Source organism: Glycomyces artemisiae, assembly GCF_003002955.1.
Taxonomy (GTDB): Bacteria; Actinomycetota; Actinomycetes; order Mycobacteriales; family Micromonosporaceae; genus Glycomyces; species Glycomyces artemisiae.
This window is the reverse complement of the sequence record NZ_PVTJ01000003.1, coordinates 531,264-546,595: the sequence shown is the minus strand read 5'-3', so window position 1 is coordinate 546,595 and position 15,332 is coordinate 531,264. Positions and strand designations below refer to the sequence as shown.

Genomic DNA, 15,332 nt, shown 5'->3' with positions numbered 1-15,332 from the left:
GAGTGACCCGTCGGGTCACAGGTAGGGGCTCTGGGTGAGCAGGTGGCTCCGGTAGCCTTCGCCGACGCCGGGCTCCGGAGTGCCGGACCAGTCCTTGATGAGGACCGCGCCGCTGGTGCAGCCCCACGGGTTCCAGGTCCACGCCAGGTAGCCCATGCCGTTCGCGTCGGCCCAGTCCACCAGGGTCTGCATGTAGTCGAACCCGCAGTCGTCCTGGCCGAACTCACCGAGCACCACGGGCACCTCCTGCATCAGCGGGGCGATCTCCTCGTCCCAGCAGGACTCGGTCACGCACCGGTTGAAGCTGTACGAATGCCAGGACGCGGCGATGTTGTCCAGCGGGTCGTTCGGCATGTAGGCCAGCCATTCCCGCATGTCGTTGGTCCATTCGAGACCGCTGACCATGAGGATGTTCGTGGCGCCGGTGCCGCGGACCGCGTCGACGAGGTCCTGCATGCCGGCCACCTCGTAGCCGATGCCGGCGCAGGTGCCGCCGTCGCGCAGGCACTGCCAGCCCAGCGTCTTGTCCCAGTCGCTGGCCATGTCCGGGTACGGCTCGTTGAACAGGTCGAAGACGACGGCGTCGTTGCCCTTGAAGGTCTCGGCGACGCCGGCCCAGAACTGCGGGGCGTACTGCACGTCGGGCATCGGCTTCTGGCAGGTGGCGTGCTCATCGGTGCAGTGCCAGTCCGGTCCCGTGGTGTAGGCGCCCCAGGTCCAGTGCAGGTCGAGGATGACGTTGAGGCCGTTGGCGACCAGGAGGTCGACGTAGTCCTTGACGCCTTCCTGGTAGGCCGCGCCGCTGGGGGAGCCGTTGAGTCCGAGCCAGCATTCCTCGTTGAGCGGGAGGCGCACGGCGTGGATGTTCCAGTCCTTCATGGCGTCGACGGACGCCTGGTCGACCGGGCCGGAGTCGAACAGGCCCTTGCCCTGCACGCACGCGAACTCGGCCGAGGACCGGTCCACGCCCAGCAGCCGGTACGGCTCGCCGTCCTCGGTGACGATCTGGTTGCCGGCGACGCTGAGCTGCGGAGCCGGACCGTCCGGCGGGGTGGTGGTCGGGTCTTCGCTGGGGGTGGTGGTCGGACCCCCGGTGGGAGTCGTCGAGCCGGTGCAGGGCGTGCCGTTGAGCGCGAAGGACGCCGGTACCGGGTTGGCGTCGCCCCATGCGCCGACGAATCCGATCGAGGTGGAGGCGTCGGTGGCCAGCGACCCGTTCCAGCCCATGCTGGCGGCGGAGACGCCGGCGCCGGATTGGCTCCAGACGGCGCTCCAGCCCTGGGTGACCCGCTGGTCGGCGTTCGGGAAGTCGAAGGTCAATGTCCAGTCGGACGTCGCCTCGCCGAGGTTGGTGACGTCCAGGTCGGCGCGGAACCCGCCCGGCCACTCGCTCTGCACGGTATAGGTGACCGCGCAGCCCGAGGCGGCCGCCGATGCGGGAAGGGTCGCCGTTGCCAGGCCGCCCAGTACGAGCGCGCCGACGGCGCCTGCGACCAGCAGTGTCTGACGATGTCGCATCTCAGCTCCTTTCGTGAGGGATGAATGGGAGCGCTTCCGTTCTCACCTTAGTTAGGCGTCCGAAGAAAGTCAAGAAGTGACATAGATCTATGCTTGGTGGGCATCGAGCAGCCCATCGGACGGAACGGGAAGCAGACGAGTAAGCAAGGCGCCCTAACGGGTACAGCGAAGGAGGCATACGTGGCGCTCGGCCCGACGTGGACGAACAGATCGAGGACCAGGGGCTTGATCCTGGACGCCATCCGCGCGGCCCGCACGGTCAGCCGGGTGGAGCTTGCGTCGGCGACGGGTCTCACCGGCGCCACGATCTCCGAGCTCGTGCGCGAGCTCATCGATGACGGACTGGTCGTCGAGGCCGGCCGAGGCGCGCCGACCGGCGGCAAGCCGCGCACGCTGGTGCGGCTCGATCCCCGGGCCCGCTACAGCGTTGGAATCCTGATGGAGCGCAACGCCTGCGTCATCGTCGTCGTCGACCTGGCCGGTCGCCCGGCGGCCCGAACCTCGTTCCAGGGTGTGGCGTCGATGCCGCCGGACCGGGCGCTGCCGATGATCGCCTCGCATGTGGACGACCTGCTGGCCGCGGCCGCCGTCGACCGCGACCGGGTGCTGGGGGTCGGGCTGGTCAGCTACGGGCCGCAGGACCGCCGCGCGGGGGTGCTGCTGAGCCCGCAGCCCTCCGAGCCATGGCTCGAATACCCGGTCGCGGAGCGGCTCGCGCAGCGCCTCGGCCTGCCCGTGCTGCTCGACAACGACGCCGCGGCCGCCGCGATCGGCGAGTACTGGATGGGCGCGGTCGACCGACGAAGCACCTACGGCTGCATCTACATGGCCAGCGGGATCGGCGGCGGGATCGTGGTCGCCGGCGAGGTGTACCGCGGCAGCTCCTCCAACAGCGTCGAACTCGGCCACATGTCGATCGATGTCAACGGCGACCAGTGCCCGTGCGGCAACGTCGGCTGCCTGGAGAACTACGCCGGCCCGTCGGCCCTGGTCCGGCAGGCCGCGGCCACGCCCGGGCTGGCCGAGCGTCTGATGCCCGACCCCGACACCGCCGACTTCCTCACCGAGTTCGCGCGGATCGCGGCGGCGGCCGACGCCGGCGATCCGGACGCCCGCCGCCTCATCGAGCGGTCGGCCCGCTACCTCGGCGCCGCCGCCGTCACCATGACCATCCTGTTCGATGTGGACGCGATAGTCCTGGCCGGTCCGAGCTTCGCGGTGGCGGGCGCTGCGTACCAGACCGTGATCCAGGAGGAAGTGGACCGCCGCACCGCCCCCTGGCGGACGCACCCGGTGCGGGTGATGCCGTCCGTCAACGGACCCGACGCAGCGGCGATCGGCGCAGCGGCCCTCGTGCTGCAGAGCGAGCTGACCCATGGCCGCGCTCGACGCGACGGTTTAACGCCAGGTGCGCCAACAAACTTCGGTCGAGCCGTTGACTATACATCGAGACTTCTCTATAGTTCGAATCGCTGGAAAATCATCAGATGTTTCGGAGTCGAGTTGCGACATGTGAGCGATAACAAGCCACGTCACAACCGACGAACCTCAACTAAGGAGGCCACTATGGCCTGGATGGAAACCCCCAAGAGCCGCAGGCGAATGCTCATCGGCGGAGCCGGCGTGCTCGCCGGGGCCGCCGCCGCGACCGTCCTCAACCCCTTCGGTGGCCCGGCTGCGGCCGCCACAGTCGACACCTCCGCCTGGTACGTGCTGGTGAACCGCGGCAGCGGCAAGGTCCTGGACGTCAGCGGTGCGTCCACCGCCGACGGGGCCCTGCTGCAACAGTGGACCCGCACGAGCTCCAACAACCAGCAGTTCCAGTTCGTGGACGCCGGCGGCGGCTACTACCGGATCAGGGCGCGGCACTCGGGCAAGGTGCTCGACGTCTCCGGCTGGTCGACCGCCGACGGCGCCGCCATCCACCAGTGGACCGACCACGGCGGCGCCAACCAGCAGTTCCGCCTGGCCGACTCCGCCGGCGGCTACGTGCGCCTGATCAACCGCAACAGCAGCAAGGCGGTCGAGGTCCAGGGCGCGGCGACCAACGACGGCGCGGCCGTCGTGCAGTACACCGACTGGGGCGGCGCCAACCAGCAGTGGCAGCTCGCCCTCGTCGACGGCGGCAGCGGCGCCTGCGCCCTTCCGTCGACGTACCGCTGGACGTCGACGGGCCCGCTCGCGGAACCGAGGAACGGCTCGGTCTGCCTCAAGGACTTCTCCGCCGTCCGCTACAACGGCAAGTACCTCGTCTACGCGACGACGCACGACACGGGAACCAGCTGGGGCTCGATGGCCTTCACCCCCTTCACGAACTGGTCCGACATGGCCACGACCGGCCAGAACCAGATGCCGTTCGGCGCCGTCGCGCCGACGCTCTTCTTCCACGCCCCGAAGAACATCTGGGTGCTCGCGTACCAGTGGGGCTGGCCGTACACCTTCTCCTACCGCACGTCGAGCGACCCCGCCAACGTCAACGCCTGGGGCGCGCACCAGGAGCTCTTCACGGGAACCCTGCCCTCCGGGGCCCCCATCGACCAGACGATCATCGCCGACGACAGGAACATCTACCTGTTCTTCGCCGACGACGCCGGCAGCATCTACCGGGCCAGCATGCCGATCGGGAACTTCCCGGGCAGCTTCGGCTCGAACTACACGAAGATCATGAGCGACACGGCCAAGAACCTGTTCGAGGCGGTCGAGGTCTACAAGGTCCAGGGCCAGAACCAGTACCTCATGATCGTCGAGGCGAGGGGCGCCAACGAGCACCGCTTCTTCCGCTCGTTCACAGCCACCAGCCTGGACGGCACGTGGACCCCGCAGGCCGCCACCGAGAGCAACCCCTTCGCTGGCAAGGCCAACAGCGGCGCCACGTGGACCAACGACATCAGCCACGGCGACCTGGTGCGCACCAACCCCGACCAGACCAAGACCATCGACCCGTGCAACCTGCAATTCCTCTACCAGGGACGCGACCCGAGATCTGACGGCACCGACTACGGCCTCCTGCCGTACCGGCCGGGCGTGCTGACCTTGCAGCGCTAGCGGCACGACCGTCTCGGGTGCTCCCGAGACGGCGGGCGGGCTCGGTGCGAGACTGAGTCCGCCCGGCACCGCTGGCGGAGCGCCTGCCTCTGTTAGCGGGGGGGGGGCGTCGTCCGCCTGACGCGGGCTTCCGGACGCTCCGCCGGCCCGCAGCGGCCGACGGAGACCACTGACGGCATCTGCCAGAAGGACAACGTTGAACAAGCGAAGAAGACTCCTCGTCGCCGGGGGCGCATTGGCCGCCGCTGGCGGCTTCGCCGCGATCGCACCGTTCGCCGCCGCTGACACCTTGCCGACCGACGCCGACACCGGCGCCGCTCGGGAATTCGGATACCCCGTCTACACCCGAACCGAGATCGACGCCTGGTCGACGTCGTCGCCGCAGTACGGCCGACTCGCAGGATCCTGGGGCGGCAACGTGAACCGCTCGGTGAGCTTCGATTTCGGCGCCCAGATCAGCAGCACCGAGCGCGACAGGCTCCGAGACGAGTCCGCGTACGTGAAAGTCCAGGCTGTGCTCTGGGCGGCCGACGGCAACGCGGCGCGGCGCAGCAAAGTGGTGGGCCTGCTCGATCAACTGCGTGCGGCCACCTCATGGCAGACCGACACCGCAGAGCAGTACCGCCTGGTCGCGGGCTGGGCGTGCACGAACCTGGCGCAGGCCGCCGCCATCGTCGGCTACCACGACAGCCGGTTCGAGCAGTTCCTCACCACCGTGTGCTATCCGCTCCTGGACTGGTCCAACGGCGCGAACTGGCACGGCAGCTTCGCCGACTCCCGTCTCGCCATCGCCGCGTACACCGGGGACACCGCACTCTGGGAGGACGCGACCGCGTACTTCAACCAACGCATCGCCCAATCGGTCTACCACTCCGAGTACGACGGCGACACTGTGGCGCCGCTGCTCGGCGCAGACGGCGCTCCGAACATCGGGCTGACGCGGATCCACTGGCGCACCGGCACGCTCAACGCCGACCTGACACCGGTGGAGCCGTCGCTGTTCCCGGACGGCGTGAACGCCGAACGCCGCCGCGACCTCGCCCACGTGAGCATGGGCCTGGGCGCGTTCGTCCACGGTGCCAGGACCATCCGGGCCCAGGGCGACGAGCTCGCGCCCCACGCCTACGACCGGCTGCACGCGGCGTACGTTCACCACGCCGAGCGGGTGCTCACGTATCTGGAGACGGGCGCGATCCCCGACCCGCAGGTCACCGACGGCGACGGCGGCAGCGCCCTCAAGATGGCGTGGTTCCCCGCCCGCGCCTTCTTCGGCGCCGACACGCCCGCCGATGTCCTTGCACTGTGCGAGCACGGCCAGGTGACGGGCAGCTCGCCGGTCGGCGGCAACCACCTGGTCGCCGAAGCGTTCGCCGACGGCGCCTGAGCCGCCCCGACCTCGCCGGGGCGCACACGGCGCCTGCCCACGGCGGCGGAGCCGCTGACGGCCCGCCGTCAGAGCGCGATGCCGTCGACGCCGTTCGGGTTCGGGATCACCCGGCTCGACTCGGCGGGGTCGGTGCTGGCGACCAGGGCCGCGCATTCCTCGAAGGCGGTGATCAGTTCGCCTGCGAGCTTCTCCCGGTCGGCTTTGACGACTTCGGCGACTTGCGCGAGGGCGGCGAGCATCTGCTCGCGCAGCTCGTCCGGGTCTGGGGAGTCCATGGTCGGCTCGTCGGTCTGCTCAAGCGGGAGCTCGGTGAGGATCGTCTTGATCGTGCTGCCGACCCAGCCGACGGTGGACATCACGGCCGGGCCGCCGGGGGCGCTCACGATGACGCCGATGAACGTGAGCCAGCCGATGATCGGCTCGATATTCAGGTTCGGGCCCGCGGGGCCGTTGTCGATCGCGGTGGCGGTGGCCCGGATCAGGCCGTCGAGGTGGTGGCGGACCTTCATGAGTATCAGCGAGTCGAGTTTCGCGGCGTTCGCCAGCGCGTTCGCCATGGCCTGGTGCGCCTGCGTCGACCTGGTGAGGTGGTCGGAGTAGCGTTCGCGGATCGCCGCACCGGCCTCGCCGTGCCAGCTTTCGAGCCGCTCCTGGACGATCGTCAGCTTGGCGTCGGTCATGGCGCCGCCGTACGAGGTCGCCAGGGCCAGGAGGTCCGCGACCATCGCGTCGAGGTCGCCCTCGACCTTGTCGACGAGGTTGTCGACGCCCATGAGCAGATCGATGACGAAGTTGGTGGCGAGCGGCCAGCACATGCTCCGCAGCTCCTCGTCCTCGGCCGCAGTCATGTGCGTGTCGAAGTCGAAGATCCAAGTGTCGCTTGGATTCTGGATGCTGCTGCCTGCGGGGTACCGCTCGTTGAAGAACGCGTCGTACCGGGACCGGATGTACAGCATCTGGAGCGGCTCGCCGAACGTCGCGATCATCTCCTTGAGCTCGTCCTTCGTCGGCGGCTCGTCGTCCATCATGCTCTGGAACGTGGCGAACTTCGGCATGTCAGCGCCCTCCGCGCTCGTCGAGGGGCTCGCGGTCGCCGCCCCGGTCGTTCAGGCGCTCCCGCTCGTACCAGGGCCGGTCGGTCTCCAGCTTGTAGTCCTGGTGATCAGTCGGCGGGCGGGGATCGCCCGAGAGCGCGTCCTCGTACCCCGATCCGCCTTCGGCCCTGTCGAAGTTGCTGAAGCGGTAGCCGCTGTCGTATTCGTACTCGCCCGCGTCGGCTTCGCCGAACGCCTTCGCGGTGGCACCGGTGAGGTCCTCGCCGGCGATCTGGAAGTCGTTCGCGCCGGCGGTGTCGGCGTCCCGGTAGGCGTAGCCCGCCTCGGCGACGCTCGCCGCGACGGCGCGGTGGCTGTCGGCCGTCTGCTCGGTGACCGCGTACAGGAACCGGTGGCAGCGGATGACGGCCTCGCCGAGAGCGTTGCCCGCCGGGGAATCGCTCATGTACGGGTAGAGGCCGTACCCGGCCGCGTTGCCGATCGCGCCGAGCCGACTGGCCAGCTCGTCGTAGAAGTCGGCCGCGTAGGGCAGCGTTATCTCCCCGACGTCGATGAGGTCGTCGGGGTCTGCTTCGAGGCCGGTCATCGGTATGCCGTTCTGTCGCTGCGGAAGAAGCCGAGAGGAGCGCGTTCAAACTAAGTCGCGGAGCCGCCGATGAAAAGGCGGTCATGCGGCAGTTCACCGGCGGGATCTGCGAGCACTCCGTCCCCGGTCGCACGGATGGGTGAATCCCGCGCATGCGAATCCGCAGGTCCGAACCGCCGGAGTACGTCGAAATGCCTGAGGGGCAGCGAAATCGGGGCCGCCCGCACCCCCGTGTTGCGGCGCGGCGCGGCGGCGGCGGATCGGTACGCTCCGGATGCCGTTCATTACCCGCCGAAGGCCGCCAGCGCGCCGAGTTCGGCTATCAAGGAGCCATTGTGGATACCGGGTCGCTCGTCGCCGGGCGCTACCGCCTCGACCTCCCCATCGCAGCCGGAGGCATGGGGGAAGTGTGGCGAGGCTACGACCTCCTGCTCGAACGACCGGTGGCGGTCAAACTGCTCCACCGGGCCCACCGGCAGTCCCGCGAGGCGCGCGACCGGTTCGCCCGCGAAGCCAAGACGCTCGCCGGCCTCCGCGGTCCCGGCCTCGTCGAGGTGTACGACTACGGCGAGGACCCCTATCGCCGGACCGTGCGCTTCATCGTCATGGAACTCGTCGACGGCACCTCGCTGGCGACCCTCATCGAGGAGCGGGGGATGCTCACCGTCGAGGAGACCCTCCGGTTCGTCGGCGCGACCGCCGAAACGCTCGCGCTCGCGCACCGCAACGGCGTCGTGCACCGGGACATCAAGCCGGGCAACCTCCTCGTGGAGTCCGACGGGCGCCTGAGGGTCGTCGACTTCGGCATCTCGCTGGCCGAGGGCGACGACCGGCTCACGCTGGTCGGCGACATCATGGGCACTCCCTCCTACATCGCGCCCGAACAGCTCAGCGGCGGGCGCGTCAGCGGAGCCGCCGACATCTACTCCCTCGGCGTGGTCGCCTACGAATGCCTCAGCGGGCGGCGCCCTTTCATCGCCGCCGACCCGCGCGGCGTCGCCCACCAGCACCTGCACCGCCGACCGCCGCCGCTCCCGGAATCCCTGCCCCCCGCCGTGACCGCGCTCGTGATGCGCTGCCTGGAGAAGGAGCCCGACGCGCGCTGGCCCAGCGCGGAGGCGCTCGCGGCCGCATGCCGCGCCGCCGCCGATGCGGCCCCCGTCCCGGGCGGCACCGGGCTTTCCAGCGCGCCGACGGTCCGCCTGCGCCGACCACTCCCTTGGCTCGCTGCCGTCGCGCTGACTCCGGTCCTCGTGCTCGCCGCGGTCCTGGCGATGTGGCACCCGTGGACGCCGGTCCGGGCCGACACCGAGCTCGAAGCCGATGCCGCGACCGCGGAAAGCCCCTCGGCGCCGGTGACCGCAGGCGCCACCCTCGACGCGGTCTCCGGGGCGCCGTCCGCCGAATCCTCCGAACTCGCGGAAGCGACGACGGCGCCCGCAGCGGACGAAGGCCTACCGGACCCCGCCGACCCGGCCGAGACCACCGCGGCGCTCGCAGCGGCGCTGCCCGACGTCGTCGGGATGGACGCGGCCGAAGCCCGGGCCCACCTCGGCTCGCTCGGCTGGACCGACGTCCGCATCGTCCCCACGCTCCTGTTCGACGGGCCCGCCCCCGAAGCCTGCGAGATCGTCTCGCAGCAGCCGAAACCGGACACCGCCGTCGGCTACGGCGACCCCGTGAAGATCGCCTACTGGGGACTGCACGACTGCCCCTGACGACGCAACGGAAGCCCTCGGCCGCCGGGCGGCCCGGCGACCTGCTTGAACGGGCGGTGAACCGCACGTTGCCGGACGGGGAAGGAACGGCCGGGGCTCCCACGGAACTCCGAGGCGCGCATGACGGGCCCGCGATCTGTCCGCCTTAACTTCGCCCGCATGCGAACGCAACATTCCAAGCGCCGCGCGAAGGCGATAGGCGCGGGCGCCGTCGCGGTGGCCGCCGCAGCGGGCGCGACGGCGTACGTCCTGATGGGCGGCGACGCTCCCGACCCCGCCGACGCGATGGCCGTCGATCGCCCTGACGCGGTGGCCCTGGCCGCGCCCGGCACCGTCGCGCCCGCGCGGTCCTGGTCGCTGTCCTTCAGCGACGACGCCCGGATCACCGAGGTGGACGTGGCCGCGGGCGACGTGGTCAAGGAAGGCGACGTGCTCGCCGTCGCCGACGACGGCGACGCCGCCGAGGCCGTCGCCGAAGCCGAGGACGCCCTCGACGAGGCGCAGGAGTCCCTCGACGACGCCGAGGACCTCTCGGCGACCTGCGAGGACGAGGAGGACGCGGCCGAGTCCGCGGCCGCCGCCCCTGCTGGAGACCCCGCCGGGGCCCCCGCTCAGAGCGGGACCTCGACGGCCACGACCGCGTGCACCGGCTCCGATCCGATCCTCACCGCGCAGCAGTCGCTCAACGAGGCCGAGCAGCAGCTGGAGGAGGCCGAAGCCGCCCTCGCCGGCATGACCATCACCGCGCCCGCCGACGGCACCGTCCTCTCCATCGCCGCCAGTGACGGCACCGAGGTCGCGGCGGGCACGACCCTCATCGAGTTCGGCCAGCTCTCCACCGTCGTGGTCGACACCGCGGTTTCCGAGGCCGACGCCACCGGGCTCACGGTCGGACAGGCCGTCACCGTCGAATTCGACGACACCGCCGCCGAAGCCGAGATCGCCACGATCGCGTTGACGCCGACCGCCGACGGCGATCTCGTCACCTACGCCGTCACCGTCACCGTCGCCGACCCGCCCGAGAACGTCCTCTCGGGATCCAGCGTGGTCGTCACCCTCGCCTGAACCGCGGGGCGCCGCCGCGCGCTCCAGCGCACCTCATCCCCGCGGACGTTCCGCACCGGGCATCATCGAAAGGATTCGCTCCCATGCGAACACCAACACCTGTCGTCCTCGTCAACGGGGGCCTCGCGCTCGCCTTGGCCGTGGGCGGCGGGGCCACCTACCTCCTGCTGCGCGGCACCGACCTCGCACTTCTCCCAGCGGCCGAAGCAGCGGAGGAAGACGTGGCCGCCTCGACGACCGCGACAGCGGAGGTCGGCTCGCTGACCCGAACGGTCGCCGCGGACGGCACGGTCACCGCCGCCTCCACGGTCACCGCCGAGTTCGCGAACTCGGGCACCGTCACCGACATAGCGGTGCAGGTCGGCGACGTGGTCGAAGCGGGCCAGCAGCTCGCCACCATCGACAGCGCCGACGCCGAGCGCGACCTTGAGACGGCCGAGGAGAACCTCGACGCCGCCGAGGACAGCCTCGACCGCGCCGAGACCGACAGCGAGATCGAGCAGGCCGAGCAGGCCGTCGACGACGCGGAGGACGCGGTCGAGGAAGCCGAGCGGGCCGTCGACGACACCGTCCTGACCGCCCCGGGAGGCGGCACCGTGATCGCCGTCAACGGGACCGTCGGCGGATCGTCGGGAGCCGCCGCCGGCAGCGGATCCGACGGCACCGGCATGACCGGCGACGACTCGGGGTCGACGGCCTCGGAAGGCTTCATCGAGATCGCGGACCTGTCGGACCTGACGGTGACCGCGTCGGTCGCCGAGGGCGACGCCACCGACGTCGCCGTCGGCCAGGCCGCCCAGACCACATGGAACGCCCTCGACGCCTCGATCGGCGGCGAACTGCTCGCCATCTCGCCGACCTCGACCGCGGACGGCTCGGTCGCCGCCTACGACGTGACGGTGAGCCTCGCCGAACTCCCCGAAGGCGTGCGACTGGGGCAGACCGTGTCCGTCTCGATCACCGTCGAAGAGGCGCAGGACGTGCTGTACGTGCCGACCGCGGCCGTCGAAGGCAGCGGCGACGCCGCCACCGTCACGCTCATCGGCGACGACGGCACCCGCACCGAGACCTCCGTGGTCCTCGGCGTCGAAGGCGACAGCGGCGTCGAGATCGTCTCCGGCCTGGCCGAAGGCGACACGGTGGCGGTGACGGTCGACGAGAGCGACACCGGCACCGGCGAGTTCACCTTCCCCGGCGGGGGCGGCACGCCCGAGGGCGGCTTCCCCGCAGGCGGCAGCGGCGGTGGCGGCGGCTTCCCCGCCGGCGGCCTCCCCGGAGGCAGCTGATGCCGCCCGCCACCAGACCCGTCATCGACATCCGCGCGCTCGTCAAGCGCTACGGCCACGGCGACACCGAGGTGCACGCCCTGCGCGGCGTCTCGCTCACCGTCGAACGCGGCGAATACGTCGCCGTCATGGGGGCGTCGGGATCCGGCAAGTCCACGCTCATGCACATCCTCGGGCTCCTCGACGCGCCCACGAGCGGGACCTACCGCCTCGACGGCACCGACGTGAACGGCCTCGACGAGGGCGCGCTCGGCCTGGTCCGCAACCGCCGCATCGGGTTCGTGTTCCAGTCGTTCAACCTCATACCCCGCACCACCGCCTACGCCAACGTGGAGCTCCCGCTCACCTACGCCGGGGTCAAAGCGCCCGAGCGGCGCCGCCGCACCGCGGCGGCCCTCGCGCAGGTCGGCCTCTCCGACCGGGCGGACCACCTGCCCAACCAGCTCTCGGGCGGCCAGCAGCAGCGCGTCGCCGTGGCCCGCGCCCTGGTCACCTCGCCCGCGCTCCTGCTCGCCGACGAGCCGACCGGCAACCTCGACAGCCGCTCCACCTCCGACGTCCTCGACCTGTTCGACCGCCTGAGCGACCTCGGCCGCACCATCGTGCTCATCACGCACGAGGACGACGTCGCGGCCAGGGCGAGCCGCGTCATCCGACTGCGGGACGGCGAGATCCTCTCCGACACCAAGACCGGCCCGGAGGTGACCCGTGGGGCTGCGTGAACTGCTGCGGTTCGCCGCCGCCGGCGTGATCGCGAACAAGCTGCGCTCCTCACTGACGGTCCTCGGCGTCCTCATCGGCGTCGCCTCGGTGATCCTCCTCGTCGGCGTCGGAACCGCGTCCCAGCAGAGCGTCCAGGAGTCGATCGAGTCGCTCGGCTCCGGGACGCTCACCGTCTCCGCCTCCGGCGGCAGCGGCACCCGGACCGAGATCGCCGAACTCGACCTCGGAGCAGTCGAGGCGATCGACCGGTCGGAGCTCACCCCCGACGTCGCCGGCGTCTCCCCGGTCGTCAACGGCACGGCCACGGCCGTCTGGCAGGGCGCGGAGTACGAGATCGCCTCCGTCGTCGGCTCCGACGAGGACTACCTGGACGCCTCGAACTACGAGGTCAGCGAAGGCACCGGCATCCTCGCCGAGGACGTGGCCGAGGACCGGCGCGTCCTGGTCATCGGCTCGACCGTCGCCGCAGAGCTCTTCGGCGGCGACGACGCCCTCGGCCAGCGGGTCACCCTCGGCGCGGCCGTCTACACCGTCGTCGGCGTCCTCGCCGAGTCGGACTCGGGCACCGGGTTCAGCGACGCCAACGACATCGCGGTCGCCCCCGTCGGCGCCGTCCGCGACACCCTCACCGGCTACGGCGCGCTCTCCCAGATCCTCGTCCAGGCCGCCGACTCCGACGCCGTCGACGCCGCCTCCGCCGAAGTGGGCGCGGTCCTCGACGACTACTACGCCGTGGCGGACGGCGACACCGCGCCCTACCAGGTGCAGAACGCCTCGGACCTGCTGGAGACCCAGGAGGACACCGCCGAGACGTTCACGCTGCTGCTCGGCGCGGTGGCCGCGATCAGCCTCCTGGTGGGAGGCATCGGCATCACGAACATCATGCTCGTCTCGGTCACCGAGCGGACCCGCGAGATCGGCATCCGCAAGGCCCTCGGCGCGCCGCGGCGCGTGATCCTCACCCAGTTCCTCGCCGAGGCCACCGCGCTGAGCCTCATCGGCGGCGGGCTCGGTGTCGCGCTGGCCTACCTGCTGTCGAACTTCAGCTTCGCCGGCTACGAGACGGTCATCGTCCCCTCTTCGGTCGGGCTGGCGCTCGGCGTCTCCGTCGCCATCGGCCTGTTCTTCGGGGGCTACCCGGCCTCGCGCGCCGCGAAGCTCCGGCCCATCGACGCCCTCCGCTACGAATGACCCCACCGACCAAGGAGAACGGCATGAATCCCGCCGAGCAATCACCGGCAGCGACCATCGAGGACATCCCGCCGATGGCGGACGACCTGGACGAAGCCCTTGCGGCGCGACGCAAGCGGCCGCGCACCAACCGGGCCACCAAGTGGCTGGCCGCAGGCGTGCTGGTCGTCGCGGGCCTCGCCGGCGGCATCGTGCTCCAGCAGCGGTTCGGCATCGTCGACGACGGCGCCGAGACCGCGTCCGACACAGGGGGCATGCCCGACTTCAGCGCCATGGGCGGCGAGTTCCCCGGGGGCATGGGCGACATCGGCGGGTTCGGCGGCCAGGCCACCACCGGGACGGTCGTCGAAGTCGGCGACGGCACCGTCACCATCGAGACCGAGGACGGCACGACGTACACCGTCGTCGTCGAGGACGGCACCGTCCTCACCGCCGAGACCGCGGCCTCGCTTGAGGACTTGGCCGCCGGGGACACGGTCGAGGTCACCGGCGCCACTGAGGACGGCACCATCACCGCGGACTCGGTCACCGAGCAGACCGCGGAGTAGCCGCCGGACACCGCGTCGGGCCGCCGTCCGGTGGACGGCGGCCCGACGCGGGCCCGGGCTAGCGGGCCCGGTCGTAGATCAGGGCCATCTCGCCGAGCTTGCCGGTGTGCTGCTCGGTGAGGGCCCAGGTCATGGCGGGCAGGCCGTCCTCGAAGAGTCGCTCGCCGCCGCCGACGATCTCGGGGATCACCACCAGGTAGAGCCGGTCGACCAGGTCGGCTTCGAGGAGCGCCTTGATGACCGTGGGACTGGTGTTGGCGAGGATGTCGCCGCTGCCGGTCGCCTTCAAGCCGGCGACGACCTCCGCGGTGGGCGCGTTCGCGATCGTGGTCCGCTCCCACGGCGCCTCGGTGAGCGTGGTCGACAGGACCACCTTGTCGACGTTCACGAGCCACTCGGCGTAGGCGCGGTCGCGCGGGTCGGCCTCCTCGCTCCCGGCCACCGAGGGCCAGAAGCCCAGGAAGCCTTCGGCGTTGACGCGGCCGAGGACGGCGGTCGTGGCGTGCTCGACCATGCGGGCCATGTGGTCGCGGGCCGTGTCGGAGGTCGCGTAGGGAATGAAGGTGCCGAAGTCGGCGGGTCCGCCGGGGCCGTGGTAGCGGCCGTCGAGGGAGATGCAGAGATTGGCGATGACCTTGCGGCCGTTGGTGTCAGACATTGTCTTGAGTGCTCCGGTTCTCATCGGTGTCGTCGCGGTTCGGGACCGGACCGGGTCAGACCCGGTGCCCGCTCACGTCGTACGGGAAGTTGACGTCCTCGTCGGCGCCCGGATTGGGACGCCAGCCGCCGGCGAAGGTGTCGCCGCCGCCGCTGAAGCGGCCGCGGAACGTCGCGTCGAGCGGGCCGTGCGCGACGGTGATCGTCACGTCGTCCCCCTCGATCGACCAGGTGTAGGGCAGGTCCTGCGGGGACATGTTCGAGTAGACCCGCGACGGGAAGGTCTTCGACCGCGGGTCGTACCCGACCAGCTCGAGACTGTCGACCCGCACCATCCCGTCGAAGTCCAGCTCCACGTGCTGCTCCAGGAAGAAGCCGCCGGGCAGCCACCGGTAGGAGGCGCGGCCCCTGATGGCCGTCTCCTCGGAGCCGAGCGTGCGCCCCTCCATGGCCCACTCGCCCACGAACCGGTCCAGGACCGCCAGCGCGGGGTCGGGGCCGAGCGGCATCGGCCGGTGCTCGTCGCTCATGTCGACTCCTCGATCTCGGTGTT

At 70.9% G+C, this 15,332-nt stretch carries 13 protein-coding genes and 1 pseudogene; 9 read left to right on the top strand and 5 right to left on the bottom strand.

Features of this window, described 5'->3' with window-relative positions; genetic code table 11:
- Positions 1–15: 15 nt before the first annotated feature.
- Entirely contained in the window at positions 16–1,518 is a 1,503-nt protein-coding gene (locus tag B0I28_RS11215; RefSeq protein WP_106363889.1) for a cellulase family glycosylhydrolase, read from the bottom strand.
- 96 nt (positions 1,519–1,614) lie between these two features.
- Here B0I28_RS11215 and B0I28_RS28460 point away from each other — a divergent pair.
- From B0I28_RS28460 to B0I28_RS11205, 3 genes and pseudogenes are all read left to right on the top strand, one after another.
- Positions 1,615–2,868 (top strand): annotated as a pseudogene (locus B0I28_RS28460) (ROK family protein); the annotation flags it as partial.
- A gap of 225 nt (positions 2,869–3,093) precedes the next feature.
- A complete protein-coding gene (locus B0I28_RS28455; RefSeq protein WP_342761208.1) occupies positions 3,094–4,563 on the top strand; it encodes a non-reducing end alpha-L-arabinofuranosidase family hydrolase in 1,470 nt (489 codons plus the stop codon).
- A 196-nt stretch (positions 4,564–4,759) separates the two neighbouring features.
- Complete coding sequence (locus B0I28_RS11205; RefSeq protein ID WP_146148044.1) at positions 4,760–5,947, top strand: hypothetical protein; 1,188 nt, start codon at positions 4,760–4,762, stop codon at positions 5,945–5,947.
- Between the two features lie 68 nt (positions 5,948–6,015).
- Here B0I28_RS11205 and B0I28_RS11200 read toward each other — a convergent pair whose 3' ends face one another.
- Together B0I28_RS11200 and B0I28_RS11195 are read right to left on the bottom strand one after the other, a co-directional pair.
- Positions 6,016–7,005, bottom strand: a complete 990-nt coding sequence (locus B0I28_RS11200; protein WP_106363886.1) for a hypothetical protein — start codon at positions 7,003–7,005, stop codon at positions 6,016–6,018.
- A gap of 1 nt (position 7,006) precedes the next feature.
- Positions 7,007–7,591, bottom strand: coding sequence for a hypothetical protein (locus B0I28_RS11195; protein WP_106363885.1), 585 nt, complete (start codon positions 7,589–7,591; stop codon positions 7,007–7,009).
- A 335-nt stretch (positions 7,592–7,926) separates the two neighbouring features.
- On the opposite strand from B0I28_RS11195, the gene B0I28_RS11190 reads away from it, so the two are divergent.
- The 6 genes from B0I28_RS11190 (at position 7,927) to B0I28_RS11165 (ending at position 14,122) form a co-directional block, all read left to right on the top strand.
- Positions 7,927–9,309, top strand: coding sequence for a serine/threonine protein kinase (locus tag B0I28_RS11190; RefSeq protein ID WP_181245750.1), 1,383 nt, complete (start codon positions 7,927–7,929; stop codon positions 9,307–9,309).
- A gap of 159 nt (positions 9,310–9,468) precedes the next feature.
- Complete coding sequence (locus B0I28_RS11185) at positions 9,469–10,374, top strand: efflux RND transporter periplasmic adaptor subunit (RefSeq protein WP_146148043.1); 906 nt, start codon at positions 9,469–9,471, stop codon at positions 10,372–10,374.
- Between the two features lie 83 nt (positions 10,375–10,457).
- Complete coding sequence (locus tag B0I28_RS11180; RefSeq protein WP_106363882.1) at positions 10,458–11,660, top strand: efflux RND transporter periplasmic adaptor subunit; 1,203 nt, start codon at positions 10,458–10,460, stop codon at positions 11,658–11,660.
- Entirely contained in the window at positions 11,660–12,382 is a 723-nt protein-coding gene (locus tag B0I28_RS11175) for an ABC transporter ATP-binding protein (RefSeq protein WP_106363881.1), read from the top strand. The genes B0I28_RS11180 and B0I28_RS11175 overlap by 1 nt, the downstream gene beginning before the upstream one ends.
- Positions 12,369–13,574 carry an ABC transporter permease gene (locus tag B0I28_RS11170; protein WP_106363880.1) on the top strand — a complete coding sequence of 402 codons (1,206 nt, stop codon included), beginning with the start codon at positions 12,369–12,371 and terminating at the stop codon, positions 13,572–13,574. Before B0I28_RS11175 ends, B0I28_RS11170 begins: the two co-directional genes overlap by 14 nt.
- A gap of 23 nt (positions 13,575–13,597) precedes the next feature.
- A complete protein-coding gene (locus B0I28_RS11165) occupies positions 13,598–14,122 on the top strand; it encodes a hypothetical protein (protein WP_106363879.1) in 525 nt (174 codons plus the stop codon).
- A gap of 58 nt (positions 14,123–14,180) precedes the next feature.
- Here B0I28_RS11165 and B0I28_RS11160 read toward each other — a convergent pair whose 3' ends face one another.
- A complete protein-coding gene (locus B0I28_RS11160) occupies positions 14,181–14,780 on the bottom strand; it encodes a dihydrofolate reductase family protein (RefSeq protein ID WP_106363878.1) in 600 nt (199 codons plus the stop codon).
- Positions 14,781–14,835: 55 nt separating this feature from the next.
- On the bottom strand, positions 14,836–15,309 hold the full coding sequence (locus B0I28_RS11155) for a DUF1579 family protein (protein WP_106363877.1): 474 nt from the start codon (positions 15,307–15,309) through the stop codon (positions 14,836–14,838).
- Positions 15,310–15,332: the final 23 nt, after the last annotated feature.